The organism is Oceanobacillus jeddahensis (assembly GCF_000750635.1).
GTDB classification, from domain to species: Bacteria; Bacillota; Bacilli; order Bacillales; family Amphibacillaceae; genus Oceanobacillus; species Oceanobacillus jeddahense.
The window spans coordinates 308,858-326,901 of record NZ_CCDM010000003.1 but is presented as its reverse complement, the minus strand read 5'-3'; the positions used below and the strand labels follow the sequence as shown (position 1 = coordinate 326,901).

Below are 18,044 nucleotides of genomic sequence, written 5' to 3'. Positions count from 1 at the left end.
ATCGTTATTTTAACGTGAAATCGTATATCGGACAAGTTAATTGCGTTTCTTTTTTTAAAAGTTCTCCCAAAGTTAATTTATCAAAAGTATTGTAACGGATAAAGTAATTCATTCTACTGTAAAAAAAAGAAAAAATATAGTAGCCTAGAGAGTAGGAGGTTACGCAAATGAGTGTGAATGAACAAAGATTAGTTAATGAATTTTTAGAACTTGTGCAAGTAGATTCTGAAACAGGTTTCGAAAGAGAGATAGCATCGGTTTTAACCAAAAAAATGGAAGCTCTAGGTATTCATGTAGAAGAAGATAATACAAAAGAGCAGACAGGCCATGGTGCAGGAAATTTAATTTGTACATTGCCGGCAACCAAAGATGGCGCGGATGCCATTTATTTTACTTCTCATATGGATACGGTTGTTCCAGGAAAGACGATACATCCAATTATAAAAGATGGCGTGATTTCTTCAGAGGGAGATACCATTCTTGGTTCAGATGATAAAGCAGGTTTGGCTGCTATGTTTGAATTGATTAGAGTACTTCAGGAAAACAATATCCCTCATGGACAAATTCAATTTATTATTACTGTAGGAGAAGAATCTGGTCTAGTAGGCGCTAAAGCGTTAGACTCCACCAAATTAGATGCGCGCTACGGCTATGCATTAGATAGTAACGGAAACGTCGGTGATATTGTTGTTGCTGCACCGACACAGGCAAAAATCCATGCAACCATAACAGGTAAAACAGCGCATGCAGGATTGGAGCCTGAAAAAGGTGTTTCTGCTATTACAATTGCGTCCAAAGCAATCTCTAAAATGCCGTTAGGACGTATTGATAAGGAAACCACGGCAAATATCGGACGGTTTGAAGGCGGAAAGCAAACCAATATTGTTGTGGACCATGTAGAAATTTTAGCAGAGGCCCGTTCTTTATCTACAGAAAAGATGGAAAAACAGGTAGAAAAAATGAAGACCGCTTTTGAAGAAGCGGCTGAAGAGCTTGGTGGTTCTGCCGATGTCAAAATAACGATAGCTTACCCTGGCTATCATTTCAAAGAGGGGGATCAGGTTGTCGAGGTAGCTAGAGAAGCTGCAAAAGCGATCGGCAGAGAAAGTACATTAGAACAAAGTGGTGGAGGCAGCGATGCGAATGTCATTGCAGGATATGGAGTCCCTACTGTTAACTTAGCTGTCGGTTATGAGGAAATTCATACAACCAATGAACGGATTAAAGTAGAAGATCTGGTGAAAGTAACAGAATTTGTTGTGGAGATTGTTAAAATCGCAGCAAAATAAGATACAGCTTCCATACTTGGAGCGGCTTTCTGTGAAATAAGAAGAACGCATTCCATAATGGGATGTGTTCTTCTCACTTTAAGGGAGGTATTGTTATGACACAATCTGCAACGTCTAAACGACGTATTATATTTCATATTGATATGAACTGTTTTTATGCCTCCGTAGAAATGGCGCATAATCCTGAATTAAAAGGGCGTCCCATTGCGATAGCTGGGAATCCAGAAGAACGTAAAGGGATTATTGTCACTAGCAGTTATGAGGCCAGGGCAAAAGGCGTGAAAACAACCATGCCGGTGTGGCAGGCGAAAAAGTTATGCCCCAATTTATTATTGATGAGGCCTAATTTTGACAGGTATCGGGAAGCGTCCAGGGCTATCTTTAAGATGCTTTCAGAAATCACACCGCTTGTTCAGCCGGTTTCAATCGATGAAGGTTATTTGGATATTACAGATACGGTGGGCATGGGGACCCCCATTGAAATAGCTGAATACCTACAGCAAAGAATATTAAAAGAGTTAGATATTCCATGCAGCCTTGGTATTGCACCAAATAAATTTTTGGCAAAAATGGCATCCGATATGAAAAAACCTTTAGGAATAACAGTTCTGCGCAAGCGTGAACTATCTACCATTTTATGGCCGCTTCCAATTGAAGAAATGCATGGAATTGGTAAGAAAACAGCAGAAAAATTGAGAAAAGTATCTATTCAAACGATTGGCGATTTAGCCACACATGATGTATATCAGTTAAAACAAATATTGGGTGTTAACGGAGAAAGAATGAAGAACCTTGCTAACGGGATAGATTACCGATTAGTTGATCCGGAAGCGGTACATGATTTTAAAAGTATTGGAAGCTCCCAAACATTAGCACATGATTCCACCGATTGGGATGAGCTGCATCAGCTGTTGGAGGAACTTGTTAATAATGTTGCAAGAAGGGTGAAGCGAAAGAGTGCTACTGGGAAAAGTGTGCAATTAATGATCCGCTTTCATAATCATCAAACCATTACACGCAGCAAAACATTACAAGGATATATCGATGAAAAAGAAGATATTCTTTTTGTGGCAAAAGAATTATTAAAAACACATTGGAATGAAGACCCTGTACGATTATTAGGTGTCTCTTTACAAAACTTAGAGGAGAAAAGTCAGGTCGGAGAGCAGCTTGATTTGTTTACCTACCGTGATAATGCGAAGAGAGAAAAGCTGTATGAAACTATGGAAAAATTAACGGATAAATATGGGAAAGATATATTTTTATCATTAAATAACGAGAAAGATAAGGAACAACCACGAACAAGCTTTCAAAAAGATTTCTTAGATGATTATAAAAAACCTTGATTTTATATCTAGTAAAATAGATTAAAATCAAGGCTTTTTAAATTTACGATAAAAATTTCTTTAAAATATTTGAGGTTACCGTACCACCTGAATAACGGAAAGGAATATCAAACTTCGTCGTTTGTTTTAAAATACTTTTCTGATGTGAAAACGTATCAAAACTGGCTTTCCCATGATAATTTCCCATTCCACTTTGTCCGACACCACCAAATGGCAGATACGGATTTGCTAAATGGAAGAAAGTATCGTTAATAGAACCGCCGCCAAAAGAAACATATTCCATAACTTGTGATTGCATTCTAGGATTCTCACCAAAGTAATATAAAGCTAATGGCTTTTCCCTCGATTTAATAAGCGAAAGGGCATCCTCTATATTTTCAAAGTGTAGTACTGGCAGAATCGGACCAAATATTTCTTCTTGCATAATTGGATCTTCCCAATCAATTTTATCAAGAATCGTAGGCTCAATAACTAATTCTTCATCATTATATTCTCCGCCATGTACAATATGATCTTCATTTAAAAAGGATTTTAAACGGTTATAGTGATCCAGATTAATAATTCTCGAATAATTCTCACCTTGGAGAACATTCTTCCCAAATAAAGATTTAATTTGCTTTTTCAGAGCTTTTAAAAGCTTAAATTTAACAGATTCTTGTACTAATAAATAATCAGGTGCAACACAGGTTTGACCAGCATTTGTGTATTTCCCCCATACAATCCGTTTAGCTGCCATTTGAATATTCGCATCTTCATCAACAATAGCAGGGCTTTTTCCGCCTAATTCCAGTGTTACAGGCGTCAAATGTTCACTTGCAGCACGCATAACAATTTTCCCTACAGCACTTCCCCCGGTAAAGAAAATATGGTCAAAACGCTGTTTTAACAGTTCCGTTGTTTCTTCGATTGCTCCTTGAACAACGGTGAAATAAGATGGATCAAAATTCTCTTCTACCATTCTAGCAAGAAAATCGGACGTGTGAGGAGCATGTTCAGACGGTTTTAAAATGACCGAGTTACCTGCTGCAATCGCTCCGATAATAGGCACTAATGATAATTGCAAAGGATAATTCCATGGTGCAATAACCAGGACGACACCAAGTGGTTCTTTTATAATATAGCTTTTCGAACCTTTATGCGTTAATGGAGAGGCAACTTTTTCAGGCTGCATCCAGTAGCGAAGATTTTTGATAGCAACTTCTAATTCGCTTTGAATAATGCCGATCTCTGTAAGTATAATTTCATGGTCAGGTTTATTTAAATCTTTTTTTAATACATCATATATTTCATTTTCATAATCTTTTAAAACCTTTTTGATTTTTTCTAATTGTTGTTTACGAAATGTATAATCAACGGTATTTCCTTGATCGATATATTTTCGTTGATCATCAACGATTTGTTGATAGTTTTCTTGTAAGGTCATCAAATCTGTCTCTCCCTTTCTCACTTCAAGAGGATGTGCAAACTATACAACGTTACACATACTATAATTGAAACACACTAAAATCACTAGCTACGGATGTATTCGAAAATACTTCTTTTGCCTCTTCAAGAAATGTCTCCATCTCAGAAAACTGATACCTTGAAGATATATGTGTCAAAATTAATTGTTTACAGCTTGCATCAAGCGCTAATTTTGCAGCTTGTCTATTTGTCGAATGAAAATAATCCTCTGCAAGTGTCTCTTTATCTGCAGCAAAGGTTGCTTCATGAATTAACAGATCGCTATTTTTTACAAATTCTTCATGCGTTTTTTGATAAGTGGTGTCGCCAAGGATAGAAATGGTTCTCCCTTGCTTAGGCGGACCAATAAAATCACGTCGGTAAATCATGTTGCCATCTTCCAAAGTGACAGAAGGATTTTCTTTTATTTTTCCATAAATCGGGCCAGGCTGTATCCCTTCCGCTTTTAATTTTTCAACAAGCAGTTCTCCTGGCTTATCTTTTTCAACGATACGGAAACCAAAGCTTGGAATACCGTGAACTAATTTTTTTACGTATACTTCTATTACATCTGTTTCAAATAATAATCCTTCTTTTAATTCAACGATTGCAAGAGGATAGGTTAAATGAGTACAGCTTAATTCCAAAGCAGATTCAATAAAGCTCTTTATCCCTTCTGGACCATAAATGGTTAAGGGTCTATCTGCACCTGCTTGAAAAGAACGGCTGCTGAGAAAACCCGGCAATCCATAGATATGGTCTCCATGCATGTGAGAAACAAAGATTTTATTTATTTTTCCTGGTTTAATTTTTGTATGAAGAAGCTGATGCTGTGTTGCTTCTCCACAGTCAAATAGCCAGACTTCATTTAATTCCTGTAGCATACTGAGTGTAATTGCTGTTACGTTCCTTTCTTTAGAAGGAAGACCGGCTCCGGTGCCTAAGAATGTAATTTCCATGTTTCAATCTCACCTTAATATTTTATTATATTTTAAAATTTTACCCAAATATGCAACAATCATCAATGTATAAGGTAAAAAAATGAATATATCTACCGTAAATCAAACGAGAAAGCTCCGATATAATTTTTTGCGTGCAGCAAATGCTTTGTCAGGTACATCCGTAAAGATACTATTTACTTTATATGAAAAGCATCGATTTAAAAGACCAGGTGAATTAACTGTATAAACCCTGACAGGAACATCCATTTTCATTGCTTCATTTATTAGGCGCTGACGCAAAAGCGAGTGTCTGATATGAATGGCAGTTGCCCCAATAGATAAAGCGTATTTTAATAAATCTCTTCTTGATCGCTTTGTCAGCCAGCCGATATTTCTGATTTCTTTAAAGCCTGCAAGACGAGAGATACTAGTATCGGAAAAGGTAGAGAAATATGTCTTGTCTAACATGTGATACTGCTCAATCAGCTGATATGTAATTTTTTCCAGGTCCTTATGTGCGATCTTATTATTTTTCAATTCTAAATGCACCGTTAATGGTTTATCTTTTACCCAAATAAGAAATTCTTCAAGGGTAACGATGCTTGTGCCTATAAATTTAGCATGGAAGGATTTCCCCATATCCAATTGTTTTAACTCGGCTATTGTGTATTGATTAATCCATCCTTTTTCTCCAAAAACACGCTTTAAGCTTTCATCGTGAAAAAGGACGGGAACGTTATCTTTCGTTAGTTGAACATCTGTCTCAATTCCATCAGCTTTCATTTCGTATGCAAGTTTAAATGCCGGGAAACTATTCTCAGGGGCATAATTGCTTGCTCCCCGGTGTGCGATAATGGATGTCATTGTGTCACCCCCAATCTTATTGTGTTAGATTTTCGTTTATAAGTCAATGTTTAAACCAGTGTACTGGATTATTGTTTCGTTGTACAATATATATAAGAGAACTTTCAAAAATGTAGTTTGTCCATTTTAAAAAATTTACGTACTTTAAACATTATATGAAGTAAGGGTCGATAAATATGAAAATTGGAAGAAATCATTCTGTAAATGAGAAGAAAATTATTGTCACTGGTGCATCTAAAGGAATCGGTAAAGAGATAGCTAAGGAAATTGCTGCTCAAGGCGGTATACCTATTTTAATAGCGAGGTCGAAAGAATTACTAGAAGAATTAACGGATGAAATAGAAGCAAACAACGGTATTTGCAAGATCTATCCAATCGAATCCTTTTCAAGAGAAGCTATTGAAGAACAAATTAATGATATTATGGAAACAGAGAAACGTGTCCATGGGTTAATTAATAATGCAGGTTTTGGTGTGTTTGATCCGATAGAAGATCTAGATATGCAAGATTTAGAAGAAATGTTTCAAGTAAATGTTTTAGCAGGAATTCAATATTCAAAAGCATTTTTACCACATTTTCTACAATTTAAGGGGAAATCCCATATTGTCAATATCGTTTCCCAAGCTGCAAAGTTACCAACACCGAAATCAGCAGGATACGCTGCTTCTAAACATGCGATGCTAGGTTTTACAAATGTACTTAGACAGGAGACAAGAGAAAGCAGTTTAACGGTTACCTCTGTTAACCTTGGACCTGTGAAAACAACTTTTTTTGACATTGCTGATAAAGATGGGAAGTACCAGCAAAATGTAGAAAAATACATGCTTCGACCTGAAAAAGTTGCTTCGAAAGTTGTTCGTTCATTATTTACAAATAGAAGAGAAATTAATATGCCGTGGTGGATGGAGGCAGGAAGTATATTTTACCGTTTATTTCCCGGATTAATGGAGAAAATCTTAAAATCTCAATTTGATAAAAAATAATAGATTCTATCTTGATTAGGCGAGAGGACTCTCAGGAGGCAGGGGCAATAGGATAGCGAGGGTGGGTGTTTTTAGCACACCGATATGTCAACTCCACTGGCGGTTCATCGTCATTTTGAAAGTCGACACCCCAGAAACCCACACTTCCAATTTCTTTAGAAATGAAGTGGCGAGAGAATTTACGTATGTAATAGAAATAGGTCTGCTTCTTAGGGATTATATTTGTATAAAGCAGACCCGTTATTTCTACTACAATCTTTTCATATACATGGGAAATTTCCTGGTATTAACGGTGCTGCTGATATTGTGAAGCTTTTGTCAGCTGTTGCAAAATAGGATAAGCAGCATCTGTAATTTCATTAATGGATTGATGAACAGCAATATTTTGTTCTAATTGTTCTATAGAGCTTGCTCCAAACACGGTCGATGTAATTGCAGGATGGTTGGCAACATAATACATCGATAGTTGCTGCAGTGTGCTATCAGGTAATGCTTGTTCAAGTTCATAGTAAAGTGATTTTAATTCGCTATAGGAGTAATCAAGGTAGCCGTCTTCTCCTTTTTTATCAAGGACCTCGTTGGCTTTATTGCTTAATAATCCCTTCGCTAGTGGACCACGGGCAACAACGCTGATTTGATTTTCCTCTGCAACCGGTAAAATTGCTTCTTCGGGCCGTCTGTCCAAAAGGCTATATTGCGTCATTAAAATATCAATAGAAGATCGGATTGCATATTCACGGACTACATTTGGACGAATGGATGAAATGCCATATGCACGGATTAAACCATCTTTCTTTAGCTCCTCAAAAGCTTCTATTGTTTCATCAATAGGGTCATCTAACGTACCGCCATGCAGCATATACACATCAATGTAGTCGGTATTTAGTCTTTGTAAACTATGACGGACTGCTTCATGAATGTATTTTTTTGACGGGTCCCAGAACCAGTTATCTTTCCCTTTTTCAAAATGATTCCCTACTTTTGTAGTAACCACAACATCCGATCTACGTTGTTTTATTGCTTCACCTACAATTTTTTCATTCTCACCAAAGTTATAAAGGTCTGCCGTATCCAAGTGGTTAATGCCTTTATCTAACGCATAATCAATCATTTTCTTACCTTGTTGTACATCTGTTCCTAACGACATACAGCCAAGGGTTAAATCAGAAATTTCAATATCACTTTTGCCAAGCTGCCGTTTTTTCATGTTATTCCTCCTCTTATGGATTCCGTATGCATACATTGTAGATGCTGTTCCAAAAGAATACAATCAATATACTTTTTTAACCTAAATTGGAGAGAAGTATAAATACGAATAAGAAGAAAAAAAGAGAAATACCTGCTACAATAGAGTCTAGTAAATTAAAATGAAGCGGAAAAGGTGGAATAGAAAGATGCATCGTTTTGAAGAAAAAACAATTAAATCCAAAAAAATATTTAAAGGAAATATAATAGATGTTCAAGTAGATGAAGTAAAACTCCCAAACGGGGAAACAGCTCAAAGAGAGCTTGTGTATCATCCGGGTGCAGTAGCTATTATTCCAATTACAGCCGAAAATAAAATTGTCCTTGTAGAACAATATCGTAAAGCCTTAGAAAGAACATTAATCGAAATTCCGGCGGGAAAATTGGAAAATAACGAGAATCCATTAACCGCTGCGGTCCGTGAGCTGGAAGAAGAAACAGGTTATACAACAACCAATCTATCACAGGTAACGTCTTTTTATACTTCTCCTGGTTTTGCGAATGAGTTGGTATATGTCTACGTTACCAATGACTTAATTAAAATGGAGCATCCGCCGGCAGGAGATGACGATGAATTTGTGGAAATAATGGAAGTTACATTAGACGAAGCAAAAGAGCTCGTAGAAGAAGGACGTATTCAAGACGCCAAAACTAACTACGCTATCCTTTATCTGCATGCTTTAAATAAGTAAAAAGAAAAGGTAATAATGAGCAGTATTTATACACTCTATTAAAAGATAAAAAATAATAGGTATGTTTTGAGAGAGATTCTCATAGTTTGAAGTATAGATGAGTGTTTAAAAAGTAACCCAAGGAGAAGTGAGAAGATCTAATTCTCACAGCCTGCCATTTGGGGCTGGGGCTGCGATTACTCGCCCCACCGAAAACCATTGCGATTATTCGCCCCATCAAGACCGTTGGTGACTTTTTGAACTTCCTCTATAAGGAACTATAGTCAGGAGGATCTCAATGTATAATACCTCTCATCATCTATTTATTGGGCATATAAAAAAGCATACAACAATTTATTTATTTACTACCATTCTATTTCTGACAGGTATTGTGTTTGGTGCGATCTTAGTAAATAGTATGGATTTTGTCCAAAAGCAAAACCTATTCTTTTACTTAGAACGGTTCTTTACGCAACAAACAAATGATGGGGAAGTGATTGCGCGGCAGGATATATTTATCCAAAGTCTCCTTTATCACATCAAGTATCTTTCCTTTATCATTTTACTGGCATTAAGTATGATTGGGCTGCCTATCATTTGGATTATGATATTTATGAAAGGACTTGTTGTCGGTTTCTCAGTAGGTTTTATGGTTAATCAATTAGGTGGGCAGGGTCTGCTTTTATCATCGATATCGATTGCTCCTCAAAATTTGTTAATTATCCCGATATATATCATTGCCGGAAGTGTCGCTATGATATTTTCAATTGGTTTATGGCAGAAGTTATTATTAAAGCATCATTATCAGGAAGTATTGCCTCCTTTTATCAGATTGCTAATTATTTTTTCAATTTTAATCGTGTTTTCGGCAGTAGCAGCATTGATGGAAGCTTATTTATCAAATACACTTCTGTTAGAATGGATAGAAAGGTTTAATGGATAATTATTTACTTCACCCATCGATCCCTTTATATTCCTCCCTTATCACTTGATAAAGAGTGTTCTTTATAATATAATAATTAATATTAATTTATAATCATTATTATTTATAATTGAGAATACCTTTGACACATGGAAGATAGATGCATATAATGAAGATGTAAAGTGAGGGAGGCGACTATCCATGGAACACCGGATTGAAAAAATAAAAAAACAGCTACATTCGCATAGCTACAAATTAACTCCCCAAAGGGAAGCTACGGTACGAGTGCTTCTAGAAAGAGAAGATGATCATTTAAGTGCGGAAGATGTGTATCTTCTTGTAAAGGAGAAATCGCCAGAAATTGGTCTGGCCACCGTTTATCGTACATTAGAATTATTATCCGAATTGAAAATAGTAGACAAAATTAATTTTGGCGATGGTGTATCAAGATATGACCTACGCAAAGAGGGTGCAAAGCATTTCCACCATCATTTGGTGTGTATTGAATGTGGCTCTGTAGAAGAAATTGAAAATGATTTATTGGGTGAAGTAGAACAAATTGTTGAAAATGATTGGGGCTTTGAGGTGAAGGATCATCGATTAACCTTTCATGGGATTTGTCGCCAATGCCAAAAATCTGCAGTAGAAGAAGATGTTCAAAAAGCAACACAGTAATTAGAGTAAAACCTTTTTCTAGAAGAGAGAGGTTTTATTTTTATGCACGATAGGAAGTATAAAACGAAACGAAACTTCATTCAGTGGGGGTTCTACGGGCGGTTCTCCGTGATAAAATAGGCAGGTATTTATATTTTCACAAATTAAGTTAAGGAAGTTCTTCGTTAATGTTGCCCTATACATATGATAATCAAATGTGGTAGAACAATGAATATGCTCTACCACATCTTTACCTTCTTGCATTTATTGGAAATATTGATTCAGGATATTGTCAACGCTGCCTCCGTAAGCTTCTCCAAACATATTTAAATGAACAAGCAAGTAAAAAAGCTGATAAATAGGCTGCACTTCTTTATAATAGTTTGCTAACGGCAGAACTTCCCGATATGAAGAATAAAAGAGCTCTGAAAAACCGCCAAAAAGTTCTGTGAACGCAAGCTCAAATAAATGATCTCCATAAAGTACAGAAGGATCTATAAGATAAGGTTTTCCTGTTTGTCCGGTAATCCAATTTCCTCCCCACAAATCACCATGCAATAGGGAAACCCGGGGCTGATTTGGAAGATAATTATCTAAATCACGAATTAATTTCTCTAATTTTAAATGTCTTTTCTGATTCATTCGATTGTATTGTATGGCTAAATCGAATTGCGGCTGCAGACGATGTTTGCGAAAATAATCTACCCAATTGTTATACCAGGCATTTGTCTGGGTCAGTTTCCCAACATAAGTTGTCTGATCTAATCCATATTGTGAGGATCCGTCAGCCAAATGCAGTGCCGCCAGCTGTTCGCCTAATTGCTGCTCTGTAGCTGCTGTTTTTTCTCCCTTAATCCATTCCATTAACAGCACCATCTCCTGATTTACGCAGGATTGGTCAAAGTAGTAGACTTCCGGGACTCCTATTGTTTGCGTTGAACGAATGCGTTCTAGGCCATTTACTTCCACTTGGAAAAAATCACTGTCTGCATTTTGGTTTGCTTTCATAAAGTAGGCTTGTTTTTCGGTTTTTATATAATATGCCCGATTAATATCGCCTCCGGAAACAGGTGTCATTGTTTGAATAGAGGTGTTATCACCAATTTGTTTTAATTTTTCTTCTATCACTTGTATGACCTCCTTTTCAATTATTTTAAGTATGTCATAGAGCCGGATGATACAAAAGTATAAAAGTGTTTGTAGTTTAACTCTGGTTTCAACCATTGTATAATATTAGTAGATAAGGATGTACTGAAATTTATTATTCACATCTTTTTCTGGTATTTTTGAAATTGTTGTATGCATATTCTAACTATAAATGCGTTTCATTTCACTACAAGAGGAAGTTCAAAAAGTCCAATAAAAATGACACGGCGGAAAAAGGAACTTCTACGTTGCCCACGTCCTGTGGGCAACGTAGAAGTCACCGCATCCTGCGGAAGTGCGTTGGCTTGCTTTTCCGGTACTCACGTATCTAATAACATAGAGGAACTTCTGTTAAGACCGTCCACGTCCTGTGGACAACACAGAAGTCATCACATCCTGTGAAAGTCCGTTCCTCAAAGCTGCGCCGCCTTGAACTTCTTGGTCCTATTTATCGGACTTTTTGAACACGTATTACAATGGAACGGGATAAGGTGGTTAGAATATGGAAAAACATCTTAAAGAAGCTGTTAAAATATTTATTTGGTTTATGATAGGTGCCTGTTTTTTTACGGTATGTTTGCATTTTATATATAAAGAATTTCAAGAAATGCATCGATTTGATTTGCCAGAGGGTCCAGCGGTAAAGGTGATGGATGAGGGAACTACTTGGTTTCCATTTGATATTCTGAAAGGGGAATAGATATGTTGAAATATGCAGTAGAAGATTTTTTTCATTATCTTCGGGTGGAGAGAGGTTTATCCGATAATACGATTTCCTCATACCAGAGAGATCTTCATGCTTACGAAAAACATTTAACAAAAATCGGATATAACGACTGGAATGATATTACCAGAAACGATATTATGCGTTTTTTATATTCGTTAAAGGATAATGGTAAATCAACTGCTACGATTTCCAGACATATATCTTCTATCAGGTCTTTACATCAGTTCTTAATAAGAGAAAGAGTTGCTGATACAGATCCCAGCCTGCATATTGAGACACCAAAAAAAGATCGTAAGCTGCCGGATACACTTTCTCAGGAAGAGGTGGATAGATTATTAAGCATGAATACAGCAAAACCATTATCTCTGCGTAATAAAGCCATGTTGGAATTATTATATGCTACAGGATTGCGTGTATCTGAAATGATAAACTTAAAACTGGACGACTTACACTTAACCATGGGATTTGTACAATGTATGGGAAAAGGTTCTAAAGAAAGGATTGTGCCTTTAGGGGATACAGCAAGGAAGGCGTTGGAAGCGTATATCCAAACAGCAAGGAAAGAACTTGTGAAGAAAAACAAACAGGAAAATGCACTTTTTTTAAATCAGCATGGGCGCCCTTTAAGCAGGCAGGGGTTTTGGAAAATATTAAAAGAGTTAGCTTTAGAAGCGGGGATTCAAAAGAAAATTACGCCCCATACGTTAAGGCATTCTTTCGCGACACATTTATTGGAAAATGGTGCAGATTTAAGAATTGTACAAGAAATGCTCGGACATGCGGATATATCAACGACACAAATTTATACGCATGTCACGAAAGCACGGCTAAAGGATATATATCAATCGTACCATCCAAGAGCATAATGATATGCTTTTAAGTAAAAGATATATCATTATGCTTGTGTTGTCAGACATCTAACATCTATAATAAATATCATACTAAACAGTAGTTTCGGGAATATAGTACATAGGAGGTAGATACGAATGACACATTTTAAACGTGTATTTTTAATTGTCATGGATTCAGTAGGAATTGGAGAAGCACCGGATGCAGAGAAATTTGATGATTTGGGAGCGGATACATTAGGACATATCGCAGAGGAAATGAACGGGCTTCATATGCCGACGATGGGAAGCCTGGGTCTAAGCAATATTCGTGAAATTAAAGGAATTGCACCGGCAAATAAGCCGAAAGCGCACTATACGAAAATGCAAGAAGCTTCTAACGGAAAAGATACAATGACAGGTCATTGGGAAATTATGGGGTTACGTATTGATCAACCATTCCGGACATTCCCGGATGGATTTCCAGATGAGCTTATTCAAGCATTGGAAGAAAAAACAGGAAGAAAAGTGATTGGCAATAAGCCGGCATCCGGAACAGAGATACTAGTAGAACTTGGAAAAGAACATGTTGAAACGGGTAGCCTGATTGTTTATACATCTGCTGATTCAGTATTACAGATTGCTGCCCATGAAGATGTTGTTCCTATTGATGAATTATACCGCATTTGCGAAATTGCTAGAGAGCTTACATTGGATGAGAAGTATATGGTAGGACGTGTGATTGCCCGTCCTTTTGTTGGAGAACCAGGTGCTTTTGAGCGCACATCTAATCGTCATGATTATGCATTAAAACCTTTTGGGCCTACCGTCATGAATGAATTAAAAGATGCTGGAATCGATGTGATTGCGCTTGGTAAAATATCTGATATTTACGATGGAGAAGGAGTAACAGAGGCTGTTCGCACAAAAGATAATAATGATGGAATGGTGAAGTTAAGCGACTCTCTGAAACAAGATTTTACTGGATTAAGCTTTCTTAACCTTGTTGACTTTGATGCGAAATATGGACATCGCAGAGATCCAATCGGTTACGGAGAAGCTTTGGAAACGTATGACAAACAGCTTCCAGAAATACTTGACCAGCTACAGGAAGATGATTTATTAATTATAACTGCCGACCATGGGAATGACCCTATACATCACGGAACGGATCATACTCGTGAGTTTGTCCCGCTGCTTGTTTATCATACGAATATCGAAGAAGGAAGAGAACTGCCGCTGCGTACAACGTTTGCAGATATCGGAGCAACCATTGCAGATAACTTTAATATTACCTTACCTGAATTTGGTACGAGTTTTTTAGACGATATTAAAAATTAAGGGCTGAAAGAGATTATTCAAAAATCCAATAATACGATGATAAGAGGCAATTACCAGCGTAGAAGTCAATACAACACGTGAAAAGCGCGTTGATAGGTAATTCCCGATGGGGCAGGAACGCTTTCTTCCTAGTCGGCAGATCTTTGCATCATACTTTTTAAACACGCACTAAAATAGAAAGGATGGTTATTATGAATACGGTTGAGATTATCAATAAGAAAAAATATGGGGAAGCATTATCCTATGAAGAAATCGAGCATATTATCAATGGATATGTTCATGATACGATACCGGATTATCAAATCTCAAGCTGGTTGATGGCTGTTTATTTCCAAGGTTTAAATAGTGATGAAACCTCTGCTCTTACAGACTTAATGGTTAAATCTGGGGAAACGATTGATTTATCCTTTCTAAATACAACCGTTGTAGACAAGCATTCTACAGGCGGGGTAGGAGATAAAGTAAGTCTGGTGGTAGCACCAATTATAACCTCTTTAGGCATTCCTTTTGCGAAAATGAGTGGACGTGGGCTGGGGCATACTGGTGGAACGGTGGATAAGCTGGAATCGATTCAAGGATTTCATACAGAGCTTCCATTAGACAGGTTTAAAGAGCAAGTAAAAGAGTTAGGTATTGCATTGGTCGGACAGTCAGGAAATTTAGTACCTGCAGATAAAAAGATTTATGCATTAAGAGATGTGACAGGAACTGTTGATTCTATTCCGTTAATCGCAAGCTCTATTATGAGTAAAAAAATTGCTTCTGGTGCAGATGCGATTGTTCTGGATATTAAAGTCGGCAATGGGGCTTTTATGAAAACAGAGGAAGAAGCTGAAAAACTTGCTGAGACAATGGTTGCCATTGGGAAAAAACTGAACCGGGAAACAGTGGCTGTCTTGACGAATATGGATCAGCCTCTAGGGGTGGAAATTGGTAATGGGAATGAAGTTTTGGAAGCAGTAAAATTATTACGTGACCAGGAATATAGTCAGGATTTATATGATGTGTCTGTAGAAATTGCAGCACAGATGGTTTTCTTAGCAGGAAAAGCAAGTACTGAGGAGCAGGCTAGAAAACTTGTTAAAGAAGTCATTCAAAATGGAGATGCTTATGAAAGGTTTGTTACCTTTATTGAGGCACAGGACGGAGATATGTCGAACATCCATGAGATCGAAGCTAACGAATCGATTGACGTAATATCTGACGAAGCTGGATATATTGCTTCTATTGAAACGCAGCAAATGGGAGAAGCAGCAATGCTCCTTGGAGCAGGGCGAAAAACAAAAGATGATCAAATTGATCACCAGGTAGGAATCACTTTTCACGTAAAATTAGGAGATAAGCTTCAGGCAGGCGATAAAATTGCAACTATCCATACGAATATGAAAGATAATGGTACTGTAATTCAAAAAATAAAGGATGCTGTCACGTTTTCAGAAAATCCTGTTCAGGTAAAACCAAGTGTTATTCATATTATTAATTAAGACAGGTTAACAAAAGAAAAGAGCTTTAGAATCACTATTTAGTGCCTAAAGCTCTTTTTAATAGTTAAAACGGATTTGTCGCCCATTGTGCAGATTGCTTAATAAATATACGCTGATTTAATTTTAGTTGAGCTGTTATATATTCTGCAATATCCTCTGGTTGCATAAACTTGTCTTCATTTTTTGTTTCCAGTTCATCACCAAAAGCTAATTCCGTAGCGACCAAACTAGGATTCATTGTAAATACTCTAATATTTTCGCGTCGAACCTCTTGCATCAAGGCTTCGGACATCCCTTGAATAGCAAATTTAGATGCGCTATATGCCGTGGAGCCTGCTGTTGCTTTTAATCCATTGCTGGAAGAAATATTGATAATATCGCCTTTTTGCTTGCTAACAAGGTGTGGCAAAACTTCTTTTAACATATGATATGTTCCAAAAACGTTCACTTCAAAAATATGCTTCCAAACTTCTTCATCCATATCCTGAAAATTACCGTAGTCACTTATTGCGGCATTATTAATTAAAATATCTGCTTTTCCTAATTTCTGTTCAAATGTCTGAATAGCATCTTTCACTTGATTATGATTAGAAATATCTGCACTATAGCTGACAACAGAAATGCCATAAGATTCTAATTCATTTTGTACTTTTTCAAGCTTCTTCTGATTTCTGGCAATTAACCCCAAATGGACGCCTTCTTTTGCAAATTGATGCGCTGTCGCTTTGCCAATTCCGCTGCTTCCACCTGTTATATAAGCAATTTTCCCACGAATATCTTGGCCCATTTTCAAAACTCCCTTCATCCGTCATTCCATTTTAGTATAGAGGAGAACGGATAAAACAACAAAAATGCTGCTTTTACTTAGGAAAATTAGTATGAAATTCGCTCCAGATGGAAACCCTAGAAGTATTATTGTAATTTGGAGGGAAGCAGTATGAAGCGACGAGTCTTATTTATGATTGGATTATTCATTGGTTCAATGTTTTGCAACTATTCCACCGTTTTAGCAAATGAGGAAAATAACGAAGATCAGACGTTAGCTGATGATGCTTTATCAAGTGTTCTAATAGAACAAAATACTGGTACAGTACTCTTTGATAAAGATGCACATGAGCAATTACCACCAGCCAGTATGACAAAAATAATGACCTTACTTCTCATAATGGAAGCTTTAGAAAAAGAAGAAATCTCTAAGGATGACACGGTTGTCGTAAGTGAGTATGCTGCTTCAATGGGAGGATCTCAAGTTTTTCTGGAGGCCGGAGAAGAAATGTCTGTTGATGATTTAATTAAAGGGATAGCGATTGCTTCTGGAAATGACGCGAGTGTCGCAATGGCAGAAACGATCGCAGGAACAGAAGAGGAATTTGTCAGCGCTATGAATAAAAAAGCGGAAGAGTTAAAGTTAGAGAACACACATTTTGTAAATACTACAGGGCTCCCGGCAAGCAATCATTATAGCAGTGCCTATGATATGGCAGTGATGACCAAAGAATTATTAAAATATGAAGATATTACAAATTATACGTCCATTTATGAAGATTACTTACGTCAAGGAGAAGAAAATGAGTTTTGGCTCGTAAATACAAACAAGCTAATTCGTTCTTATCCGGGCGCAGATGGCATGAAAACGGGATATACCAATGAAGCAAAATATTGTCTGACAGCTACTGCAAAGCGGGATGATATGCGGGTAATCGCCGTTGTTATGGGAGCAGAAACACCTAAAGAACGGAATAAAATGATATCCGGGTTATTAGACTATGGCTTCCAGAGTTATCATACCAAACAGCTCTTTGCTAAAGAAGAATCGGTGATGGAACTGGAAAAAATAAAAGCAGAGCCACATCAGTTTGATATTGTTACCGAACAAAGTGTCCATAGTTTGCAAAAAAAGGGACAAGAAGAACCAACTATTACAACAGATGTATCTATTCAAGATGAGTGGAAATTCCCTGTTAAAAAAGGAACGGTTGTTGGAGAACTCACTGTTGAAGAAAACAATGAGCCAATATATTCTACTCCACTTATTGTAAATGAAGATATTAAGGAAGCATCTACGCTTGAATTAGCAAAACGAACCTTGCAAAAAATGGTGAAAACCGGAGATTAACACGTATTTCCACTTCTTTTGTCGAGTAGCAGGAAATAGTTATTT

At 36.9% G+C, this 18,044-nt stretch carries 17 protein-coding genes; 11 read left to right on the top strand and 6 right to left on the bottom strand.

The features are described 5' to 3' along the window. The first annotated feature begins 167 nt into the window (after positions 1-167). Positions 168-1,289, top strand: coding sequence for a M20/M25/M40 family metallo-hydrolase (locus BN986_RS15010; protein ID WP_040981527.1), 1,122 nt, complete (start codon positions 168-170; stop codon positions 1,287-1,289). Between the two features lie 95 nt (positions 1,290-1,384). Continuing rightward, the gene (locus tag BN986_RS15005; protein WP_040981525.1) at positions 1,385-2,635 is read left to right on the top strand and encodes a DNA polymerase IV; all 1,251 of its coding nucleotides are present in this window, start codon (positions 1,385-1,387) and stop codon (positions 2,633-2,635) included. Positions 2,636-2,678: 43 nt separating this feature from the next. On the opposite strand, the gene BN986_RS15000 is transcribed toward BN986_RS15005, so the two are convergent. The 3 genes from BN986_RS15000 to BN986_RS14990 all read right to left on the bottom strand — a co-directional run bounded on the left by BN986_RS15000 (position 2,679) and on the right by BN986_RS14990 (position 5,883). Then, positions 2,679-4,058, bottom strand: coding sequence for an aldehyde dehydrogenase (locus BN986_RS15000; RefSeq protein WP_040981524.1), 1,380 nt, complete (start codon positions 4,056-4,058; stop codon positions 2,679-2,681). Positions 4,059-4,119: 61 nt separating this feature from the next. Next, positions 4,120-5,037, bottom strand: coding sequence for a ribonuclease Z (gene rnz / locus BN986_RS14995; protein ID WP_040981521.1), 918 nt, complete (start codon positions 5,035-5,037; stop codon positions 4,120-4,122). Between the two features lie 102 nt (positions 5,038-5,139). After that, positions 5,140-5,883 (bottom strand): glycerophosphodiester phosphodiesterase, encoded by a 744-nt coding sequence (locus BN986_RS14990; protein WP_040981519.1) that lies wholly within the window; start codon positions 5,881-5,883, stop codon positions 5,140-5,142. Positions 5,884-6,059: 176 nt separating this feature from the next. Here BN986_RS14990 and BN986_RS14985 point away from each other — a divergent pair, with 176 nt between their 5' ends. Continuing rightward, on the top strand, positions 6,060-6,866 hold the full coding sequence (locus BN986_RS14985) for an SDR family NAD(P)-dependent oxidoreductase (RefSeq protein WP_040981516.1): 807 nt from the start codon (positions 6,060-6,062) through the stop codon (positions 6,864-6,866). Positions 6,867-7,152: 286 nt separating this feature from the next. On the opposite strand, the gene BN986_RS14980 is transcribed toward BN986_RS14985, so the two are convergent. Then, positions 7,153-8,073 (bottom strand): aldo/keto reductase, encoded by a 921-nt coding sequence (locus tag BN986_RS14980; RefSeq protein WP_040981514.1) that lies wholly within the window; start codon positions 8,071-8,073, stop codon positions 7,153-7,155. Between the two features lie 187 nt (positions 8,074-8,260). Here BN986_RS14980 and BN986_RS14975 point away from each other — a divergent pair, with 187 nt between their 5' ends. From BN986_RS14975 to fur, 3 genes are all read left to right on the top strand, one after another. Further along, on the top strand, positions 8,261-8,803 hold the full coding sequence (locus BN986_RS14975) for an NUDIX hydrolase (RefSeq protein ID WP_040981512.1): 543 nt from the start codon (positions 8,261-8,263) through the stop codon (positions 8,801-8,803). 277 nt (positions 8,804-9,080) lie between these two features. Next, positions 9,081-9,725 (top strand): stage II sporulation protein M, encoded by a 645-nt coding sequence (gene spoIIM, locus BN986_RS14970; protein WP_040981511.1) that lies wholly within the window; start codon positions 9,081-9,083, stop codon positions 9,723-9,725. A 180-nt stretch (positions 9,726-9,905) separates the two neighbouring features. Then, on the top strand, positions 9,906-10,379 hold the full coding sequence (gene fur / locus BN986_RS14965; RefSeq protein ID WP_040981510.1) for a ferric iron uptake transcriptional regulator: 474 nt from the start codon (positions 9,906-9,908) through the stop codon (positions 10,377-10,379). 243 nt (positions 10,380-10,622) lie between these two features. On the opposite strand, the gene BN986_RS14960 is transcribed toward fur, so the two are convergent. Next, positions 10,623-11,486 (bottom strand): fructosamine kinase family protein, encoded by an 864-nt coding sequence (locus tag BN986_RS14960; protein WP_316244930.1) that lies wholly within the window; start codon positions 11,484-11,486, stop codon positions 10,623-10,625. Between the two features lie 520 nt (positions 11,487-12,006). Between BN986_RS14960 and BN986_RS14955 the strand changes: the two genes are divergently transcribed. The 4 genes from BN986_RS14955 to BN986_RS14940 all read left to right on the top strand — a co-directional run bounded on the left by BN986_RS14955 (position 12,007) and on the right by BN986_RS14940 (position 15,883). Further along, on the top strand, positions 12,007-12,204 hold the full coding sequence (locus BN986_RS14955; protein ID WP_040981508.1) for a DUF4227 family protein: 198 nt from the start codon (positions 12,007-12,009) through the stop codon (positions 12,202-12,204). Between the two features lie 2 nt (positions 12,205-12,206). Beyond that, entirely contained in the window at positions 12,207-13,097 is an 891-nt protein-coding gene (xerD, locus tag BN986_RS14950; RefSeq protein WP_040981506.1) for a site-specific tyrosine recombinase XerD, read from the top strand. Positions 13,098-13,217: 120 nt separating this feature from the next. After that, entirely contained in the window at positions 13,218-14,399 is a 1,182-nt protein-coding gene (gene deoB / locus BN986_RS14945) for a phosphopentomutase (protein WP_040981504.1), read from the top strand. Between the two features lie 191 nt (positions 14,400-14,590). Next, positions 14,591-15,883 (top strand): pyrimidine-nucleoside phosphorylase, encoded by a 1,293-nt coding sequence (locus BN986_RS14940; RefSeq protein WP_040981502.1) that lies wholly within the window; start codon positions 14,591-14,593, stop codon positions 15,881-15,883. 64 nt (positions 15,884-15,947) lie between these two features. Here the strand turns inward: BN986_RS14940 and BN986_RS14935 are convergent, their stop codons facing one another. Next, a complete protein-coding gene (locus tag BN986_RS14935; RefSeq protein WP_040981500.1) occupies positions 15,948-16,670 on the bottom strand; it encodes a 3-ketoacyl-ACP reductase in 723 nt (240 codons plus the stop codon). A 150-nt stretch (positions 16,671-16,820) separates the two neighbouring features. Here BN986_RS14935 and BN986_RS14930 point away from each other — a divergent pair, with 150 nt between their 5' ends. Continuing rightward, complete coding sequence (locus tag BN986_RS14930; protein WP_040981498.1) at positions 16,821-17,999, top strand: D-alanyl-D-alanine carboxypeptidase family protein; 1,179 nt, start codon at positions 16,821-16,823, stop codon at positions 17,997-17,999. The last annotated feature ends 45 nt before the right edge of the window (positions 18,000-18,044 follow it).

What these genes read in the sequence shown, in the direction of transcription:
- deoB (WP_040981504.1), top strand. Translation starts at nt 13,218, where the DNA reads ATGACACATTTTAAACGTGTATTTTTAATTGTCATGGATTCAGTAGGA.
- BN986_RS14985 (WP_040981516.1), top strand. Translation starts at nt 6,060, where the DNA reads ATGAAAATTGGAAGAAATCATTCTGTAAATGAGAAGAAAATTATTGTC.
- BN986_RS14975 (WP_040981512.1), top strand. Translation starts at nt 8,261, where the DNA reads ATGCATCGTTTTGAAGAAAAAACAATTAAATCCAAAAAAATATTTAAA.
- BN986_RS14940 (WP_040981502.1), top strand. Translation starts at nt 14,591, where the DNA reads ATGAATACGGTTGAGATTATCAATAAGAAAAAATATGGGGAAGCATTA.
- BN986_RS14955 (WP_040981508.1), top strand. Translation starts at nt 12,007, where the DNA reads ATGGAAAAACATCTTAAAGAAGCTGTTAAAATATTTATTTGGTTTATG.
- spoIIM (WP_040981511.1), top strand. Translation starts at nt 9,081, where the DNA reads ATGTATAATACCTCTCATCATCTATTTATTGGGCATATAAAAAAGCAT.
- BN986_RS15005 (WP_040981525.1), top strand. Translation starts at nt 1,385, where the DNA reads ATGACACAATCTGCAACGTCTAAACGACGTATTATATTTCATATTGAT.
- BN986_RS14990 (WP_040981519.1), bottom strand. Translation starts at nt 5,883, where the DNA reads ATGACATCCATTATCGCACACCGGGGAGCAAGCAATTATGCCCCTGAG.
- BN986_RS14935 (WP_040981500.1), bottom strand. Translation starts at nt 16,670, where the DNA reads ATGGGCCAAGATATTCGTGGGAAAATTGCTTATATAACAGGTGGAAGC.
- BN986_RS15010 (WP_040981527.1), top strand. Translation starts at nt 168, where the DNA reads ATGAGTGTGAATGAACAAAGATTAGTTAATGAATTTTTAGAACTTGTG.
- fur (WP_040981510.1), top strand. Translation starts at nt 9,906, where the DNA reads ATGGAACACCGGATTGAAAAAATAAAAAAACAGCTACATTCGCATAGC.
- BN986_RS15000 (WP_040981524.1), bottom strand. Translation starts at nt 4,058, where the DNA reads ATGACCTTACAAGAAAACTATCAACAAATCGTTGATGATCAACGAAAA.
- rnz (WP_040981521.1), bottom strand. Translation starts at nt 5,037, where the DNA reads ATGGAAATTACATTCTTAGGCACCGGAGCCGGTCTTCCTTCTAAAGAA.
- BN986_RS14930 (WP_040981498.1), top strand. Translation starts at nt 16,821, where the DNA reads ATGAAGCGACGAGTCTTATTTATGATTGGATTATTCATTGGTTCAATG.
- BN986_RS14980 (WP_040981514.1), bottom strand. Translation starts at nt 8,073, where the DNA reads ATGAAAAAACGGCAGCTTGGCAAAAGTGATATTGAAATTTCTGATTTA.
- xerD (WP_040981506.1), top strand. Translation starts at nt 12,207, where the DNA reads ATGTTGAAATATGCAGTAGAAGATTTTTTTCATTATCTTCGGGTGGAG.